This is a genomic window from Actinophytocola sp. KF-1, assembly GCF_054661535.1.
In genome coordinates this window covers 17,623-33,519 of record NZ_BAAFVK010000019.1, presented here as the reverse complement: position 1 = coordinate 33,519, position 15,897 = coordinate 17,623, and the positions used below count along the sequence as shown (strand labels likewise).

Sequence of the window (15,897 nt, the reverse complement as noted above, 5' to 3'; positions counted from 1 at the left end):
GCACTGGCGGGGTAAGCCAGTGTCATGGCCCTTCCGCTCCTCACCGTCGGACACGGCACCACGACGCGGGCAGAGCTCACCGAGTTGCTGCACGCGGCGGAGGTGGCGGAGCTGGTCGATGTGCGTCGCTACCCCGGTAGCCGGGCACATCCTCACGTCAGCCGCGAGGCACTGGCCGGGTGGCTGCCCGCGGCTGGTATCGGTTATCGGTGGGAGGAAAGGCTCGGCGGCCGGCGACGACTGCCGGCCGAGTCGCCGGACCGGTGGTGGCGGGTCGACGCGTTTCGTGCTTATGCCCACCACATGCGCAGCACCGAGTTCCTCGACGCGGTCGACGAACTCCTCGAGGGCGCGGCGGAGACCCGCACAGCGGTGATGTGCAGCGAGAGCGTGTGGTGGCGCTGCCACCGCAGGCTGATCGCCGATTTCGTCACCCTCGTCCGCACGACCCCGGTACACCACCTGAACCATGACGGCCGGCTCACCGAACACCCGGTCGCGGCCGGAGCTCGCCGCGCATCCGGTGCGGTACTCGTCTACGACCTGAGCTGACGAGCGCCCTGCGTTCATCGTCCGAGGCGAGGCCGCGCAACGGCGTTCCGCGCGGTCAGATGATGGCGACCGGGCAGGTCGCGTTGTGCAGGACAGCGCACCTGGTGACCCCGCGGGTCAACGGATCCGTGTCGTGGTGCTTGTGCGTGCCGAGCACCAGCAGTTCCGCGCCATCCGCCGCCGCGGCGAGCGCCACTCCTGGCACACCGGACCGCACCTCGGCGCAGACCCGTACGGAAGGCCATCGGGCGGCGTACTCGACGAGCAGCTCGCGCATCGTGTCGGCCGCGGTGATCCGGCGACGACGCGGTTGCCGGTGCGGGACATGGCCGGCCGGCGACGTCGACGGGTCGACCACGTGGATCACCCGCACGGCGGTGCGGCGGCGGACGGCTTCCTCGAACGCGAACCGGAGCGCCGCGGCGGAGTCGCCGGATCCGTCGACCCCGACCACGACCGTCCGATGGCGAGCGACGCCCGCGCGGCTGCCGGCGTCGGGGACGACGAGGACCGCACGGTGGCGGTGCCGCGTGATGTGATCGCTGACCGGTCCCAGGCGCAGTTCATGAGAGGTGCTCGTACCGCGAGCGCCCACGACGAGCAGTCGTGCGCCGTCGGCGACGCGGAGCAGCTGCCGAGCCGGACTGCCGGTCAGCAACCTGCGCGTCACGTCGATACCCGGCACGCGACGGTGGGCCCGTTCGGCACCGCGAGCGAGCAACTGCCGCGCGGCGCCGGCCCGGGCATGGTCGCCGCCACGGCTGGATCGCTCGCGCACGTGGCAGAGGACCAGCCGCGCATCGCGCACACCGGCTTCGACCAGCGCGCAATCCAGTGCCGCGACGCTGTTCGGTGAGCCGTCCCAGCCCACCACGATGAACGCGCGCCCGGACATGGCTCTACGCCCCGCTTCGTGCGGTGACGTGCTGGTTCACCAGGGCTGGTGTTCGGCTACCCGGCAGGGTGCCATCCGGGGTGTCCAGAGTGGACGACCGGTCCGCCGGGGCTGGGAGGTCGCTGCCTGACGGAGCCTGCTGGGGGACAGGGGGAGTCGCGTGCTCGAGGAACCGGAGCAGTTCGACGGGGAACGGCAACACGAGCGTCGAGTTCCGTTCGGCGGCCACCTCGACAACTGTCTGCAGCAAACGCAACTGCAGCGCCGCCGGTTGCTCGGCCATGGTCCCCGCGGCCTCGGCCAGCATGCTCGACGCCTGCAGTTCGCCATCCGCGGTGATGACGCGAGCCCGCCGTTCGCGCTCGGCCTCCGCCTGTCGCGACATCGACCTCTTCATCGACTCGGGCAGGACGACGTCCTTGATCTCGACCCGGTCGATGTGCACGCCCCAGTCGAGTGCCGGGTTGTCGATCATCAGTTCCAGGCCCTGGTTGAGCTTCTCCCGGTTGGACAGCAGATCGTCCAGTTCGCTCTTGCCGATGATCGAGCGCAATGACGCTTGCGCCACCTGTCCGATCGCGGCGTTGTAGTTCTCCACGTCCACGACGGCCCGTACCGGATCGGAGACCTTGTAGAAGACCACGGCGTCCACCCGTACGGTCACGTTGTCGCGGGTGATGCCGTCCTGTGCCGGTACGGGCATGGTGATGACCTGCATGTTGACCTTGCGGAGCCGGTCGACGACGGGCACGAGCACGGTCAGCCCCGGCCCTCGGACGGTGTGACGCACACGCCCGAACCGGAAGATGACACCGCGTTCGTACTGTGTGATCACGCGGATGCTCGCCGCGAGCCCTGCCACACCGGCACCTGCCAGGGCGAGCAACGCGTACAAGGTGGTCACAGCGTCCTCCTCCTCGGCGCGGGCAGGGCGTGCAGGGCCGCGATCTGGCTGTCGGTCAGCGGTTGGGGATCCATGATCGTGAACGCCGCCAGCACCTCCGCCATGATCCAGCGCGCTCGTCGCCGGCGGGCCCGCCGCTTGAGTGGTTTCGGGAAGTCGAAGGACCGCACGAAGTCGGGATCCTCGATGGACAGGCGTCGCTGCATCTCGTGCAGCGCTTGGCGTTCGACGTCACTGAGCACGACACACCTCCGGTGTCTCCACGAGAACTATATCGTAACACGATATAGTCTGTTCCGGTGTGGCGATGCCGGGCAGCTCGAGCGGCCGCGTCCTGTCAAGGCTCTTGGCACACGGAAAGACATCGTTTGCTTCCACACAGCGCGAAACCGGTGGTCGCGTGGCGCTCGTCGGATCGGAGTCATGTCCGTGGGGCGACGGGAGAACGTCATGGGACGTCGATCATTACTGGCCAAGTTGTTCCTGGTGTCGGCGATGGTGGCGGGCACGGTGGTCGGTACGGCCGGAGTGGCGTCGGCCGCCACGGCGACCGTGGGGAACACCGACGGGGACGGGTTGAACATCCGCACCGCGCCGACGTCCGCCGGCGGGAGCCTCGGGCTCGTGTGGGACGGACGGGTGGTGGACGTCTCCTGTCAGGCGCAGGGGCAGTCGGTGACCAACACCCGTGGATTCACCAGTGACCTGTGGGACTACGTGCCCGCGCTGGGCGGGTACCTGGCGGACGCGTACATGGCCACCGGCTACGACTACCGCATCCCGGGGGTGCCGGACTGCGGGCAGACCTCCGGTGACTACGTGCCGGTGTCGCAGTTTCAGGGCCAGCCGAACCAGGGGGAGGACTGCGGGCCGACCAGTGTCGTCACCGCGTTGCTCGCGGCTGGTGTGACGCCCCGGTCGTGGAACGCGTCCAGTCCGGTCCAGGCGATCAACCGCGCTCGGGCGGACATGGGTTATGACCCGTCGTGGAACGACCCGAACCAGTTCGGTACCGACGAGTCCGACGTCCGCCGCGCAGTCGCCGCGAACGGCGTGCCGGCCACGGTGGTGTTCGGCGACTTCGACCGCCTGCTTGCGCACGTGCGCGCAGGCGGGCCGGTCGTGATGGCCGGGAACATGAAGGACCTGCCGTGGTCGGGCAACGACGTGCCGCACTTCCTGACCGTCGCCGGGTACGAGGGCGGCCGGTACCTGGTGCTGGACCCGGCGTCGGAGCCGGTCGTGTACCGCACCTCCGCGACCGTTCTGGCCGCGTACTGGGACAACTACCTCGGCCGGGCAGGTGTCATGTTGTGATCCGTGCGGGGCCGGACGATCCTGGTCCGGCCCCGCCGGGGTGGTTGCCGTCGTGGGCGCTTGCTCGAGCGATGTCGTGGGAGTGGCGGATTTGGGTGAGGTGGGCAGGCATGGTGCGATGTAGCCATGAGCACGAACGAGGACGCTGAACCGGAGCCGTTGACCAAACAGGACTTCGAGGCGCTGGCCCGTTTCCGCTTCGGTATCCGGCGGTACCTGCGTTTCAGCGAGGAAACCGTGCGCCGTCACGGTCTCACGCCGCAGCAGTACCAGCTCCTGCTCGCGCTCAAGGGTTTCCCCGGACGCGAATGGGCGGTCGTGGCGGAACTCGCCGAGCGCCTCCAGTTGCGGCACCACAGCGTCGTCGAACTCGTCAACCGCGCGCAGAAACAGGACCTCGTTCGACGGGTGCCGCATCCGGCCGACGCGCGAGCGGTGCGCGTCGAGCTCACCGGCCACGGGCAGGAGATCCTCGCGCGCTTGAGCGCGCTGCACCGGGACGAGTTGCGGCGCATGGGATCGACGCTGGCACTGCCGGCCTGGGACGACGCATGACAAGCGCGACGAATCGGCCGGTCAGTCGTCGAGTTCGCGCCGTGTGGCGGCTTTCTCGAGGTGGCGGGCACACCACACCGCGCCCGCGATCACGCTGAAGGCCAGCGTGCCGCCGACCGAACCGGCGAGCAGCGACACGGTCGCGAGAACCGCCGCGATGACGATGACCGCTGTGTACGTCCACCAGCGCAGGGTGGGGCCGGGGGCCGGTGCCGCGAGGGTGCGGAAGGTGCGTTCGAAATCCGGGTCGTCGACGACCAGTTGACGCTGGATCTCCCGCAGGGTTTTCCGTTCGTGGTCACTGAGCACAGCGCACCTCGTCGATTCGAAATGTGGCCGTCGTTCGCCGTTATATCGTAGCACGATATAACGGCGATCCTCAGGGCGCGGCAGGCGCTCAGGCCGCGCGTTGCACGCCGAAGGCCCGCAGGGCGGCTGGTCGGTCACGGGTGACGATCTGCTCCGCCAGCAGGCGCCCGGCTGCCGGTCCGTGGGCGAACTCCCACGGACCGAGGCCGCGGGCGGCGTACACGCCTGGGACGGCGGTCGCGCCGATCAGTGGCCGGCCGTCGGAGAACGCGAAGCTCGTCTCGGGCGTGACTTCGCTGCTTTCGCGCCAGTAAACACCGTCCAGCAGCGGGCGAAGCGCGGCGACGGTGGACCTGGCGCGGGTATCGAGGTCCGACCGCGCGTAACCGGGAGACCCCGCTGTCGTGGCGACGCGCAGGCCCGCCGGGGTGGGCGTGCACATCACGCCCACTTCGGGGAGGTAGAGCGGAGCGGGTACACGTCGCGCTACCGGAACGGTGAACGCGAACCCGTGGCTGGGCAGCGGGTTCGGCAGCCGGTACGGCAGCTGCTGCTCGCCGGAGGTGACCACCACGGCGTCGGCACGGTGGTCGCCGCCGTGGAGGGTGACGACGCCGGCGCCCCGTTGGTGTTCGTGGATGTCGAGGACCTCGTCGACCTGGACCACTCCGCCACGGTCGACGACCGAGCGACGGAGCGCTTGCACGAACCCGGCCGCGTCGACGTGCCGTTGCCCTTCCACGCACACGCCGACCGAGAGCGCGGGTGACGCGATCGGCATGTGGTCGCGCAGGGTTTCGCCGAACAGACCGGTGTGGGTGACGGGAGCACCCAGCTCGTCCAGCCGGTCCAGCACACCCAGCAGTCCGTCCGCGTGCCGCAGGGTGCGGAACGCGGTGACGATCGAGGTCTCGGTCGTCACCGCTGCCACACCGTTGGCGGTCAGCACGTCGAACGCGTCGATGCTCTGCTCGGTGAGCGGTCGAAGTGCCAGCACTGCGCGCGTCCACGAGGACCAGCGACGGTTCGCGGCGACTCGGGCCGGGAACCCCCACCGCGCGGGATCGCCGTCCCCTGCCCCACCTCGCGCACCGGAGGGACGCAGGAGCGAGCTGAGTCCGCGCCGGAGAGCCGCCGGTTCGTGCAAGGGGACCAGGAACGGAGCGACCAACTCCGCGTTGCTGTGGACCACGTCGTTCGGGCCGGCTACCACGGTCACCTCGACGCCCTGTTCTTGCAGGAACCATGCCGTCGACAAGCCGACGACGCCGCCGCCCACGATGACCGCGGTCCGCGGACCACGTCGATGTCGAACAGCGCGCGCCGCGCCCGCATCCTCGCCTGCGCCCACCACGGCCACCTCCCGCTGACTGCACCTGACGACATCCACCATTCCCGGAAACGGGCACAGGGTCTTGTGAGGGCCGGACAACCCGGGGGTCGCTGCTTGTAGGCACGAGACAACAGGACGCAGCGGGGCGGGCAGAAAATCTATCGCGGCCAGAGTAGACATTCGACGTCCTAGGCGTGTAATGTTCTGGGCGTAGCGAGAGAGGCAACGTCAAGCAGGCGCGGGAGATGATGGAACTACCCGCGTAGTTGACAGTGATGAAGGCGGTCTGGTGTGCCGGAGCCGGGATGTGACGTGGCCCCGGCACACCAGATCAGCGACGTCACGCGTGCCGGGGCCGATCAAGGCAAGGGGTTCCGGCAGGTGGCGTTCGTGGCAGTACCCCGTGAGGAAACACAAGAAGGAAGGGAGAGGGCGCATCATTGGATCGCCCGCCGTGGCTGTCGTTCGCCGGGTGGGTACCGCAGGTCCATCGGATTGGCAGGTGGTTCTCGGTTACAGATGAGCGATCCCCGCGTGTCGCGGTTCTCGACCGGACGACGCGGGTACAGGACGCCGACCTCACGGTCGGTTGGCAATGATGAATCCCAAACCCTGGGCCCTGGGTGCCGTGCACGGCACCCAGGGCCCTTGTGATGTGGAGGTGGAATGACCCCTGACCAAGCCGACGCGCCCGCGCTGACCGCGGGCGACAAGCTCGATGATGAGCACTACCCCGGTTACACCATGGGCCGGGCCGCGGACATGCTGGGCACCACCCAGGGATTCCTGCGCAGCCTCGACGAGCACGGGCTGATCCAGCCGCAGCGTTCCGCAGGCGGTCACCGCCGCTATTCCCGTCACCAGCTGCGTGTGGCGGCGCGCGTGCGCGCACTGGTCGACCAGGGCACCCCGATCGACGCGGCCTGCCGCATCGTCTCTCTCGAAGACCAGCTCCACGAAGCCCGGCAACGCAACGCCGAAACCCACGTCTCCGACTGAACGTCCGCGCGCGTGTGCCGCCACCCCGCGGCACACAGCACCGGCCGGTTCCGCCCGGACTGCCTTCGCGACCCGGTCATCTGGTCGGCATCTCGATCCGCCACATGCTCGGCGACCGAATCCTCCCTTCCCCTGCCCCTCGCGCTGGCGGTCGTCCACGGACCTGGCAGGGCCGGGCTCGTTGCAGGGCGGGGGAGGATGTGGCCGGCCTCCGGGAAGAGACCGGCCACAGCAGTGCCCTCAGCTCGGATCGGGGATGGTGGCTCCGAAGATGTCCGAGTTGCCGAAGGTCGGCGGGCAGTCGGTGCCGGGTGCCGGGGCGACCGCCGGCTGGCCGGTGGCCACGGCCTGGCGGTAGGCGTTGATCGCCGGGCAGACGGCTGCGTTGCGCACGTCGTTCCACACCGCGACAGCCACGGCCTCGGTCGCGACCACGTAGTTGTAGTCGCCGAGGAACTCGCTGGTCAGCCCGTTCGACGAGGATCCTCGGGCGTCCCCGACGGCTGCCCGGTGCAGGTCGGTCACCGTCCGGGTGGCCATCTCGACGTGCCGCACGACTCCTCGCATCAGCCGCGCGGTGGCGGTGGTCGACTGCCACGGCTGGAGGAAGGCGTCGTACACCACGTAGGCGTCGGTGCCGTCGGGTGCGATCGCGATCGCCGGGAAGTCCGGCCGGTCGCCCAGCGCGGCCGCGTTGGCGACCAGCGTCGTGAAACTCGCGCCGCGGTCGGTCGAGACGCGCACCGGAGCCCGCTCGTTCGGGCCGGGCGCGGTATCCGACGGGGTCGGACCCCGCGGGTAGGTCAGCACGACCGTGTCCGGCGGCCGCGGGCCGCCCCGCGCGGTCCCGAACGGCGCGCCGTTGGCGATGTCGGCGCTCGGGAACGTCGAGGTCCGGGCGCCTGCGACGCCGTCGAAGGTCAGCCGGCCCTGCACCGGGTCGAGCAGGCCGACGTCGACGGTCCGCGCCACCACCCGGGCACGTTCGAAGCGGGCGCCACCGTTGAACGACCGAGCCAGGAACACCACCGACTCGCGGCTCGGCAGTTCGGTGCCCGACCAGAACACGTAGACCACGCCGGCGCTGTCGGTGCGGACCGTGCACCCCTGGCGCCCGCCGGTCTGGGCGTTGTTCGTGGCCGCGCTGATCTGCCGCTGGCGCCACGTGTCGCCGCCGTCGGTGGAGGTCGCGACCATGACCGGTTCCGGCGCGCCCGCACCGTTCGAGCGGAACGCCACGTTGCACACGTAGACGTTGCCGAAGAACGGGCTCGACTCGACGTTGTCGGCCCAGATCTCCTCCTTGTCGGAGAACGTGGTCTCGCTCTGCCTGCTGATGAGCACCGGCGCCTGCCAGGCGTTGTTGTCACCGGCGAGCGCGGCCGCGAACCGGTCGGAGTCCAGCCGGGACACGCCGATCGCGACGGGACCGGGGAAGGTGTCGGTGCCGGGCACGTGGCTCACCAGGTTGGCGTAGTACGCGCGCTGCCGGGCCCACGTGAACCCGCCCGTGCCGTCCGGTGCGGGACCCCAGACCACGGCCGGGTCGCCGTTGGAGGCCAGTCCCGCCTCGACGTAGCGGGGGAGCGTGCCGATCGGTCCGATCCGCGGCACGCATTCGGCCGGGCCCACGCAGTGCCGGGCGGTGAGACCGGTGTAGGTCGGCTGTGTGTAGCTCAGCCCGCCGTTGGTCGACAGGCTCACGCCGGAGACGCCGACACCCGGGGTGAACGGGCAGGTGTTCGGTGCGCCCGCATTGCACAGTTCGAGATCGATGTTGTCGTTGGCGCCTGCGATGACGAGGCTGGGATTCACCCAGTTGACCGCGACCTGGGGTTCGTTCTGCTTGTTCTGCGAGAACCCGGTCGGCGGGCTGCCCACGGTCACGCGGGTGTCCGCGACCTGGGCCGACGCGGGACCCGCGCCGAGGAAGGTGGTGACGAGACAACAGGACGTTGTGAGCGCAGCTACCAGGCGTAATGTACGCATAATCATCATCTCTCTCCATGAGAGTTCGATGCTGCGTCCCACTAGGTCGCGGAGAACGAGGCGTCCGTTACAGATCCTGCACACCGCGCCGTAAATGTTTTGGAACTCCGCGGCGATTCCCCCGTGAATGCGTTGTCCGCGGAAATTTGTGATGGACCTGCCGGGTGTTTCCACGCGACGGTTCCGGCTCGCGTGAGGACGGCCGTTACCGTCGCGAGGTCGTTGCGGCTCGTCACCAGCACGGCGCAACCAGGGGCGGCGAGCTCCGCGCCGCGTCGTCCGCGAGCACGCGCCGGAGCCGAAACCGGACGCCGGTGTGCGTGCGCGGCGCACCGCTACCAGTTGGCGGGTGGGTCGCTGGCCGGGAAGGATCCGTGTCCCCAGATGTCGACCACGTCGAGCACCGCCGGTTCCACGCGCGCGTCCTCGGCGGGCTGGTCCGCTCCGACGATCGCGACGGGACAGTGGGCGCCGTGGATCACCGCGTGGCTGACCGAGCCGAGCAGCATCCCCTGAAAGGCGCCGCGGCCGCGGGTGCCGACCACGACCAGTTCGGCCGCCGCCGACGCGTCGACGAGAGCCCGTTCCGGCGGCCCCTGCTCGACCGCGGTGGTGATGCTCAACCGCGGGTGCGTCCGGTGAACCAGCCGGCGGGCGGCGTCCGCGATCTGTTGTGCGAAGCCGTGCAGCCGGTCCGCGCTGACCTGTGCGGGTGCCTGCTCGCCGGTGGCGGTGATGATCCTCAGTGGACTCGCGGTGCCGGCGGCGTGATCGGCGGCGAACCGCACGGCGCCCGCGGCGTCCGGGGAGCCGTCGGTGCCGACCACGACGTCGCGGACGGGGCCGCCTGACCGCGGACCGGTCTTGACCACGATCACGGGACAGGGAGCGCGCGCGGCGACCGTGAAGGCAACCGACCCGAGCAGGGCGCCCAGGACGCGGCCGAAACCGCGGGTACCGATCACCAGCAGCCCAGCCCCGGCAGCGGCCTCGAGGAGCGCGTGCGCCGGGCTGGTCACCTCGGTCACGCCGGCCACGCGGAGCCCGGGCTGGCGGGTCAGGGCCTCGGTGACGCCCTGGGCGGTCACCTCCTTGACCGCGTCCAGTGCGCCGGGCGACGGATCGAGGAGACCCGGTCCGGGCCCGAGGGTCATCCCGGGGAAGTTCGCGGCGTACACCACCAGCAGCGGCACGTCCCGCCGGCCGGCCTCGGCGGCCGCCCACGCCAACGCCTCCCGCGCGTGCGGTCGGCCGTTGTAGCCGACGACGACCGGCCGCCGCCCGGGAACTGACCACAGGCTTCGCCCCATGTCATGGCTCCCTGATGACGTCGGAGCTGCTGTCGGTGCCGCCCGGGTGCCGGCCGCGGCGGTGGGCGGCGCGGGCGATCGCGTGGCTGGAGACCGGTGAGGTGAGCGCGATGAACACGATCGCCAGTGCGGCGAAGGTGATGATCGCGGGGTGCTCGGTCGCGATCGAGGACGCCAGGATCGCGATCACCCCGGGTCCGGTGGCCAGGCCTTGGGCGTGCAGTTGGCCGTAGGTGCCGGGGACGCGCAGGACGCCGATGACGCTGATGGTGAGCAGCACCAGGCCGACCACGAGCAGTACGCCACCGACGACGTCGAGCAGGATCGAGATCATCCGAACGGGCCTCCCTGGTCGAGGTAGCGGGCCGCGGCGACGGTGGCCACGAAGGAGAGCAGGGCGAGCGCGACCGCGGCGTCGAAGTAGTACGGCTGTCCCCGCAGGTAGGACAGCAGGGCGAGCAGCGCGATGACGATGACCGCGAGGAGGTCGAGCGCGACGATGCGCTGGAACACGTCACGCGCGCGGACCAGCACCAGCCCACCGGCGACCAGCAGGAGAGTCACCCAGACCAGGGCGGGGACGACGATGAACGCGGGCATGGCGGTCAGGGGAAGACCCGGCGCTGGCGCCGCTCGTAGGAGTCGAGCTGCGCGGCGATCACGGCCTCGGGGTCGCGGGCGTCGAGCACGTGCAGCAGCATCCAGCCCTCTTTCTCGTCGATGTCGACGACGACGGTGTCGGGCACGAAGCCGACCCGGACTCCCCAGGCCGCGGCCGAGGCGGGATCGCCGCGGGGTATGGGGACCTCGACGAGCCCGCCGTTGGCCAGGCCTCGACCTGCCAGGCCGGCAGCGGTGTCCCAGGTGCCTTTCGCCAGGTCCACCAGAGTCCCGCCGACCAGTGCCGGGACACCCGCGAGCCGGCGGCGCAGCGGGGCGTGCGGTGCCGGCCGGGTGGAGCTGACCGTCCTCCGCACGGCGACGATCAGGGTCGCCAGCACGAGCCCGGTGAGGATGTCCCCCGGATGCAGGCTCGTCAACGCCAGCAGGTAGATCGCGGTGAGCACGAGGACGCGGAGCAGCAGTGCGATCATTCCAGCCTCCATTCTCATCCGGGTGCCCCGGCCAGCAGGATGTCGGCCGCGTGGCTGCTGAGCGCGAGCAGCGGCTCCGGCCACAGTCCGGTGACGAGGACCAGCACCGCCAGCACGGCCGTGAGCAGCCGCTGCGGCAGGGAACTCACGACGTCGGCCGACGGCGGTTCGGTGCGCCAGAAGCGGCGTTGGTAGACCTGGAACATGTAGACGAGGGAAAGCGCGCTGCCGGCCACGAGCAGCACCACGAGGGCCGCGCTGCCGGCCACGACGCCGGTGCGGAACAGCTCGAGCTTGCCGACGAATCCCGCCGCGGGCGGCACTCCCGCCACGCTGAGCGCGCCGACCGCGAACGCGGCCGCGACCAGCGCGCCACGTAACCCGGACGCGAGGAACAGCAGCGCCTTGTTCAGGGAGTTGATCACGCTGTAGAGCACCGCGGCCGTCAGGCCGACCTGTCCGCCCACGCCGAGTGCCACCAGCACGTACCCGACCTGTCCGATCGCGGAGTAGGCCAGCATCTCGGCGGTGTCACCGCGGGCGATGGCGAGAATCCCGCCGTAGATGATCGACGCGGCGCCCAGGACGGCGAACGCCACCCAGGCGAGCCGCAACTGCTCGGGGAACAGGCCGGCGCCGAAGCGGAGCAGACCGTAGGCGCCGATGTTCGCCACCGCGCCGCTGAGGATCGCCGCGACCGCCGGGCGAGCACCGGCGTAGACGGTGGGCAGCCAGAAGTGGAAGGGGAACAGGCCGAGCTTGACGCTGAACGCGATGAAGAACCCGGCCGCGATCAGGATCGCCGCGTTGGGGTTGACGTCGAGCATGCGCTCGGCCACCTGCTCCATCGCGAGGGTGCCGGTCACGTGGTAGACGCCGGCCACCGACAGCACGAAGATGAACGAGCCCAGCAGGTTGACCGCGGTGAACACCAGCGCGGCCCGCAGCTGGCGTTGCTCGCCCCCGTAGGCGGCCAGCGCGTACGAGGCGGTCATGGCCAGTTCGAAGAAGACGTAGAACGAGAACACGTCGGCGGTGACGAACAGGCCGATCAGCCCGGCTGCGAGCAGCACGACCAGGCCGGGGAAGGTCCGTGACCGCACCCCGCCGATCGCCTCGTGGGCGGTCGCGGCCAGCAGCACGAGGATCGAGAGCGCCGCGAAGGTCACGGCCAGGGGGTCGGCCCGCAGCACGATGCCCACGCCCGCGGGCCAGCCGCCGGTGGCGACTTCTCTGCTGCCCCCGGTGAACACGTCGGCGGCGAGCACGCCCACCACGGCACAGCTCACCGCGAGCGACGCGACGGCCAGCCACGCGACCACCCGCCGGCGTCCGTCCAGCGCGACGAGCAGGGCACCCGACACCCAGGGCACGAGCAAGGCCGTCGAGACCAGCATCAGCGGACCTGCCTGTTCTCTTCGGCCGGCGACCCGGGTTCCCGCTCGCTGTCCTCCTCGTCGTCCGGGTCGCTCTCGACCTCCTCGCGGTCGGCCTGCCGCTCCGGTTCCAGCCCGGCCTGGTGCTCGGTCTCGGTCTCGGCCAGCTCGTCCTGCTCGGCGGTGCGGAAGACGACGATGGCCCGGTGCACCAGGGCGAGCAGCAGCGCGACCGTGGCCAGTCCGATGACCAGCGCGGTCAACGCCAACGCCTGCGGCAACGGGTCGCTGACCGTGTCGCCGGACGTCACCGCGATCGCCGCCTGCCCGCGGTTCAGACTCGAGGCGATGATCGTGACGACGGCGCACTGCGAGATCAGCATGATGCCCGCGACCATCCGGATCAGGTCCCGTTTGAGCAGCAGGTAGGCCCCGGCGCCGAACAGGACGGCCGCGGCGAGGGCGAACGCGAGGATCACCGCCTGACCTCCCCTCGTGGCCGGGCGAGGTGGTGCAGCAGCATCGTCAGCACGCCGACGACCAGCAGGAACACCCCGAGGTCGAACAGCAGCGGCGTGAACAGCTCCAGCGCACCGATCTTGGTGACGTGCTCACCCGGCCCGGGGCGATGGGTCACCGGCGGCTGGCCGAGGGCGAGTGGGAAGAACCCGCTCGCGAGCGCGAGGAGCAGGCCGCCGACCGCCAGTTTCGGGGCCTGGCGCAGCATCGGCAGCGCCGCCTCCGCCCCCTCTCCGCCGAGCGCGATGTAGGTCAGCGCGATCGCCAGGGCGACGATCACGCCGGCGGCGAACCCGTCGCCCACCTCGGCGTACCCCTTGACGATCAAGCTGGCCGCGACCATCAGGCTCGGACCGGGCAACTGCCGGGCGACGACCCGGACCACCGAGTCCGGGGTGCCACCTCCATGGCGGCTCACCACAGCTTCCCCCGCCGGATCAGGGTGGCCACCCCGATCACCGCGGCCAACAGCACGGTGATCTCGACCAGGGTGTCCAGACCCCGGAAGTCGGCGACGATCACGGTGACGACGTCGCCGCCGTGCGCAGCCGGGGTGAGCCGGATGTGCTCGGCGGACACGCTGTCCGCCGCGGGCTGGGACAGGAAACCCCACACCGACACGAACACGGCGAGTCCGGCGACGACACCGGCGAGTACGTCACGCCTGCGCCGCCGCAGGCGGCTGGGGGCCGCCACGTCCCGGTCCGGGTCCTCGCGTGGCATCCGGGCCAGCGACGCGACGAAGACCAGGGTGAGCATGGTCTCGACCATGACCGCGACCAGTGCGACGTCAGGGGCGCCGACCAGCGCGTACTGCGCGGCCAGGGCGAAGCCGACCACCGACAGGGCCAGCGCCACCACGAGCCGGGCACGAGCCCTGGCGATCACCGCCGTCGCCACGATGACCAGCGCCAACAGCGGCAGTATCACCCAGTCGGCCCCTGTCACCGCGCCCACGACATACGCGCCGGCCGTGGGGGTGGCGGCGAACGCGAGGCCGATCACCACGCCGGCCGGGACCAGCACCGCGGCGATGCTGGTACGCAGGTCCCGCACCTCCCGGTCGTGCACCGCGGCCGAAACCCGGTCCAGCCCACGCAGTGCCGCCTCGTAGGCTCGCCGTGGTCCCCACCGCTCGCCCGCCACCGCCACGGTCCGCGACAACCGGTCGGCCAGCCGGGGCAGCGCCAGCAGCACCCCGCCCAGCACCCACGCGGCGACCGCCATCAGGTTCTCCGGCCGGGCGTCGAGGTGGTAGGCGGGAGCGAGCGTGACCGGGACACCCGCCGACACGCCGGCCGCGTCCGACGCCAATCGCGCGAACGGCTCCACGACCACACCTCCGAACAGCGCGACCGCGGACAGGACCACGACCGGAGCGACGAGCAGAGCGGATGTCGCACGCACGTGCCCGCGCGCGGGCCCGAGGAACAGCCCCAGCCAGAAGCGTCCGATGTAGGCGAAGGTGAGGACCGCCGCCACGACGGCCAGCGCCGCCGTCAGCGGGCCGTGCGCCAGCGCCGCGGTGAACAGCAGTTCGTCCTTGAAGAACCCGATCGTCAACGGCAGCGCGGCCAGTGCCGCCGCCGCCACCGCGGCCGCCGCCGCGAGCACCGGCATGCGGCGCCCCAGCCCACCCAACCGGGACAAGCGGTCCTCGCCGGTGGCCATCGTCACCGCGCCCGCGGTCATGAACAGTGCGCTCTTGGCCACGCCGTGCGCCAGCACGTAGAAGGCCGCCGCACCGTTCGCCGCGGCTCCGCCCATCCCGTACAGCATCACCATGTAGCCGTACTGCGAGATCGTGGAGTAGGCGAGTACCTGCTTGAGCACGTCCCGCCGCAGCGCGAGTACCCCGCCCACCACGATCGACAGCGCCCCGACGACCAGCAGTCCGTCCAGCACGATCGCACTGCGTGTCAGCAACGGGTGCACCCGGCCGAGCAGCAGCACACCGGCCGCGACCATTGCCGCCGAATGCAGGTAGGCCGATACCGGGGTCGGTGCCGCCATCGCCCGTGGCAGCCAGAAGTGCAGGGGGACCTGCGCGCTCTTGGCCAAGGCGGCCACCGCCACCAACGCCGCCGCCACCGTGGTGCTCGCCGACGGGCCGGTCCGCGCCAGCAGATCGGGGATCGAGAACGTCCCGTGCGCCGTGTACAGCAGCACCGCGGCGACCAGCAACGCCACCGCGGCGACCACCGTGATCAACAATGCCATCAACGCGGCGGTCCGTGCTTCACGCTCGGCCCGGTCGAAACCGATGAGGAAGTACGAGCACACCGCTGTCAGGTCGAAGAACACGAACACCAGAACGAGGTCCTGCGCGGTGGCCAACCCCACCATCGCCACCGCGAACAGTGCCATCCAGGGCCAGAACCGCCACCGTTCCACCGCCTGCCGGCGCTGGTGCTCCAGGTGCAGGCTCAGGTAGCGGGTGCCGTAGGCGAAGACCAGGGCGCCCACGCCGGTGGCCAGCAACCCGTACAGCGCACCGAGACCGTCGAGCGCGAAACTCAGTCGCAGGTCCAAAGTGGGCGCCCACGGCAACGAGAACCCGCCACCGCCTGCCAGCCAGCCGAGCAGGCACAGCACGAACCCCACGAGCACGGCCGCACACGCGGCCCACCCTGGCCAGTCCGTCGCGGGCGTGGAGCGGCGTGCGTCCTCCCCAGGAGCTGCCGCGCCAACGCGAGCGACTGCCATGGGCTACTCCTCGGGCAGGCAGCGGACGATCCTCAACGT

Annotated in this window: 18 protein-coding genes and 1 pseudogene; 4 read left to right on the top strand and 15 right to left on the bottom strand. The window is 70.8% G+C overall.

All coding sequences use genetic code 11. From position 1 onward, the window contains the following. The first annotated feature begins 24 nt into the window (after positions 1 to 24). Positions 25 to 552: a DUF488 domain-containing protein gene (locus tag ACYQ77_RS40720; protein WP_459722157.1), complete on the top strand. Its 528-nt coding sequence runs from the start codon at positions 25 to 27 to the stop codon at positions 550 to 552. A gap of 55 nt (positions 553 to 607) precedes the next feature. Here ACYQ77_RS40720 and ACYQ77_RS40715 read toward each other — a convergent pair whose 3' ends face one another. From ACYQ77_RS40715 to ACYQ77_RS40700, 4 genes and pseudogenes are all read right to left on the bottom strand, one after another. Continuing rightward, positions 608 to 1,006, bottom strand: coding sequence for a universal stress protein (locus ACYQ77_RS40715; protein ID WP_459722392.1), 399 nt, complete (start codon positions 1,004 to 1,006; stop codon positions 608 to 610). A gap of 102 nt (positions 1,007 to 1,108) precedes the next feature. Beyond that, positions 1,109 to 1,447 (bottom strand): annotated as a pseudogene (locus tag ACYQ77_RS40710) (universal stress protein); the annotation flags it as partial. 4 nt (positions 1,448 to 1,451) lie between these two features. Then, positions 1,452 to 2,309 (bottom strand): slipin family protein, encoded by an 858-nt coding sequence (locus ACYQ77_RS40705; RefSeq protein ID WP_459722155.1) that lies wholly within the window; start codon positions 2,307 to 2,309, stop codon positions 1,452 to 1,454. Positions 2,310 to 2,347: 38 nt separating this feature from the next. Next, positions 2,348 to 2,593, bottom strand: a complete 246-nt coding sequence (locus ACYQ77_RS40700; RefSeq protein WP_459722152.1) for a DUF3040 domain-containing protein — start codon at positions 2,591 to 2,593, stop codon at positions 2,348 to 2,350. A 181-nt stretch (positions 2,594 to 2,774) separates the two neighbouring features. Between ACYQ77_RS40700 and ACYQ77_RS40695 the strand changes: the two genes are divergently transcribed. Beyond that, entirely contained in the window at positions 2,775 to 3,668 is an 894-nt protein-coding gene (locus ACYQ77_RS40695) for a C39 family peptidase (RefSeq protein WP_459722150.1), read from the top strand. A gap of 126 nt (positions 3,669 to 3,794) precedes the next feature. Then, positions 3,795 to 4,223, top strand: a complete 429-nt coding sequence (locus ACYQ77_RS40690) for a MarR family winged helix-turn-helix transcriptional regulator (protein ID WP_459722148.1) — start codon at positions 3,795 to 3,797, stop codon at positions 4,221 to 4,223. 21 nt (positions 4,224 to 4,244) lie between these two features. On the opposite strand, the gene ACYQ77_RS40685 is transcribed toward ACYQ77_RS40690, so the two are convergent. Together ACYQ77_RS40685 and ACYQ77_RS40680 are read right to left on the bottom strand one after the other, a co-directional pair. Continuing rightward, positions 4,245 to 4,532, bottom strand: a complete 288-nt coding sequence (locus ACYQ77_RS40685) for a DUF3040 domain-containing protein (RefSeq protein ID WP_459722145.1) — start codon at positions 4,530 to 4,532, stop codon at positions 4,245 to 4,247. An 88-nt stretch (positions 4,533 to 4,620) separates the two neighbouring features. Continuing rightward, positions 4,621 to 6,045, bottom strand: a complete 1,425-nt coding sequence (locus ACYQ77_RS40680; RefSeq protein WP_459722143.1) for an NAD(P)/FAD-dependent oxidoreductase — start codon at positions 6,043 to 6,045, stop codon at positions 4,621 to 4,623. 486 nt (positions 6,046 to 6,531) lie between these two features. On the opposite strand from ACYQ77_RS40680, the gene ACYQ77_RS40675 reads away from it, so the two are divergent. Beyond that, positions 6,532 to 6,864 (top strand): helix-turn-helix domain-containing protein, encoded by a 333-nt coding sequence (locus ACYQ77_RS40675; protein WP_459722141.1) that lies wholly within the window; start codon positions 6,532 to 6,534, stop codon positions 6,862 to 6,864. Between the two features lie 240 nt (positions 6,865 to 7,104). Here ACYQ77_RS40675 and ACYQ77_RS40670 read toward each other — a convergent pair whose 3' ends face one another. The 9 genes from ACYQ77_RS40670 to mbhE form a co-directional block, all read right to left on the bottom strand. Next, on the bottom strand, positions 7,105 to 8,853 hold the full coding sequence (locus ACYQ77_RS40670; RefSeq protein ID WP_459722139.1) for a hypothetical protein: 1,749 nt from the start codon (positions 8,851 to 8,853) through the stop codon (positions 7,105 to 7,107). A gap of 335 nt (positions 8,854 to 9,188) precedes the next feature. After that, on the bottom strand, positions 9,189 to 10,163 hold the full coding sequence (locus ACYQ77_RS40665; protein ID WP_459722137.1) for a universal stress protein: 975 nt from the start codon (positions 10,161 to 10,163) through the stop codon (positions 9,189 to 9,191). 1 nt (position 10,164) lies between these two features. Beyond that, complete coding sequence (gene mnhG, locus ACYQ77_RS40660; RefSeq protein WP_459722135.1) at positions 10,165 to 10,497, bottom strand: monovalent cation/H(+) antiporter subunit G; 333 nt, start codon at positions 10,495 to 10,497, stop codon at positions 10,165 to 10,167. After that, the gene (locus ACYQ77_RS40655) at positions 10,494 to 10,763 is read right to left on the bottom strand and encodes a monovalent cation/H+ antiporter complex subunit F (RefSeq protein WP_459722133.1); all 270 of its coding nucleotides are present in this window, start codon (positions 10,761 to 10,763) and stop codon (positions 10,494 to 10,496) included. The genes mnhG and ACYQ77_RS40655 overlap by 4 nt, the downstream gene beginning before the upstream one ends. Before the next feature lie 5 nt (positions 10,764 to 10,768). Then, positions 10,769 to 11,257, bottom strand: a complete 489-nt coding sequence (locus tag ACYQ77_RS40650) for a Na+/H+ antiporter subunit E (protein ID WP_459722130.1) — start codon at positions 11,255 to 11,257, stop codon at positions 10,769 to 10,771. A gap of 14 nt (positions 11,258 to 11,271) precedes the next feature. Next, positions 11,272 to 12,654: a complex I subunit 5 family protein gene (locus ACYQ77_RS40645; protein WP_459722127.1), complete on the bottom strand. Its 1,383-nt coding sequence runs from the start codon at positions 12,652 to 12,654 to the stop codon at positions 11,272 to 11,274. After that, a complete protein-coding gene (locus ACYQ77_RS40640) occupies positions 12,654 to 13,112 on the bottom strand; it encodes an NADH-quinone oxidoreductase subunit K (protein ID WP_459722125.1) in 459 nt (152 codons plus the stop codon). Before ACYQ77_RS40640 ends, ACYQ77_RS40645 begins: the two co-directional genes overlap by 1 nt. Beyond that, entirely contained in the window at positions 13,109 to 13,570 is a 462-nt protein-coding gene (locus ACYQ77_RS40635) for an MnhB domain-containing protein (protein WP_459722122.1), read from the bottom strand. The genes ACYQ77_RS40640 and ACYQ77_RS40635 overlap by 4 nt, the downstream gene beginning before the upstream one ends. Further along, positions 13,567 to 15,858, bottom strand: coding sequence for a hydrogen gas-evolving membrane-bound hydrogenase subunit E (mbhE, locus tag ACYQ77_RS40630; protein WP_459722120.1), 2,292 nt, complete (start codon positions 15,856 to 15,858; stop codon positions 13,567 to 13,569). The genes ACYQ77_RS40635 and mbhE overlap by 4 nt, the downstream gene beginning before the upstream one ends. Positions 15,859 to 15,897: the final 39 nt, after the last annotated feature.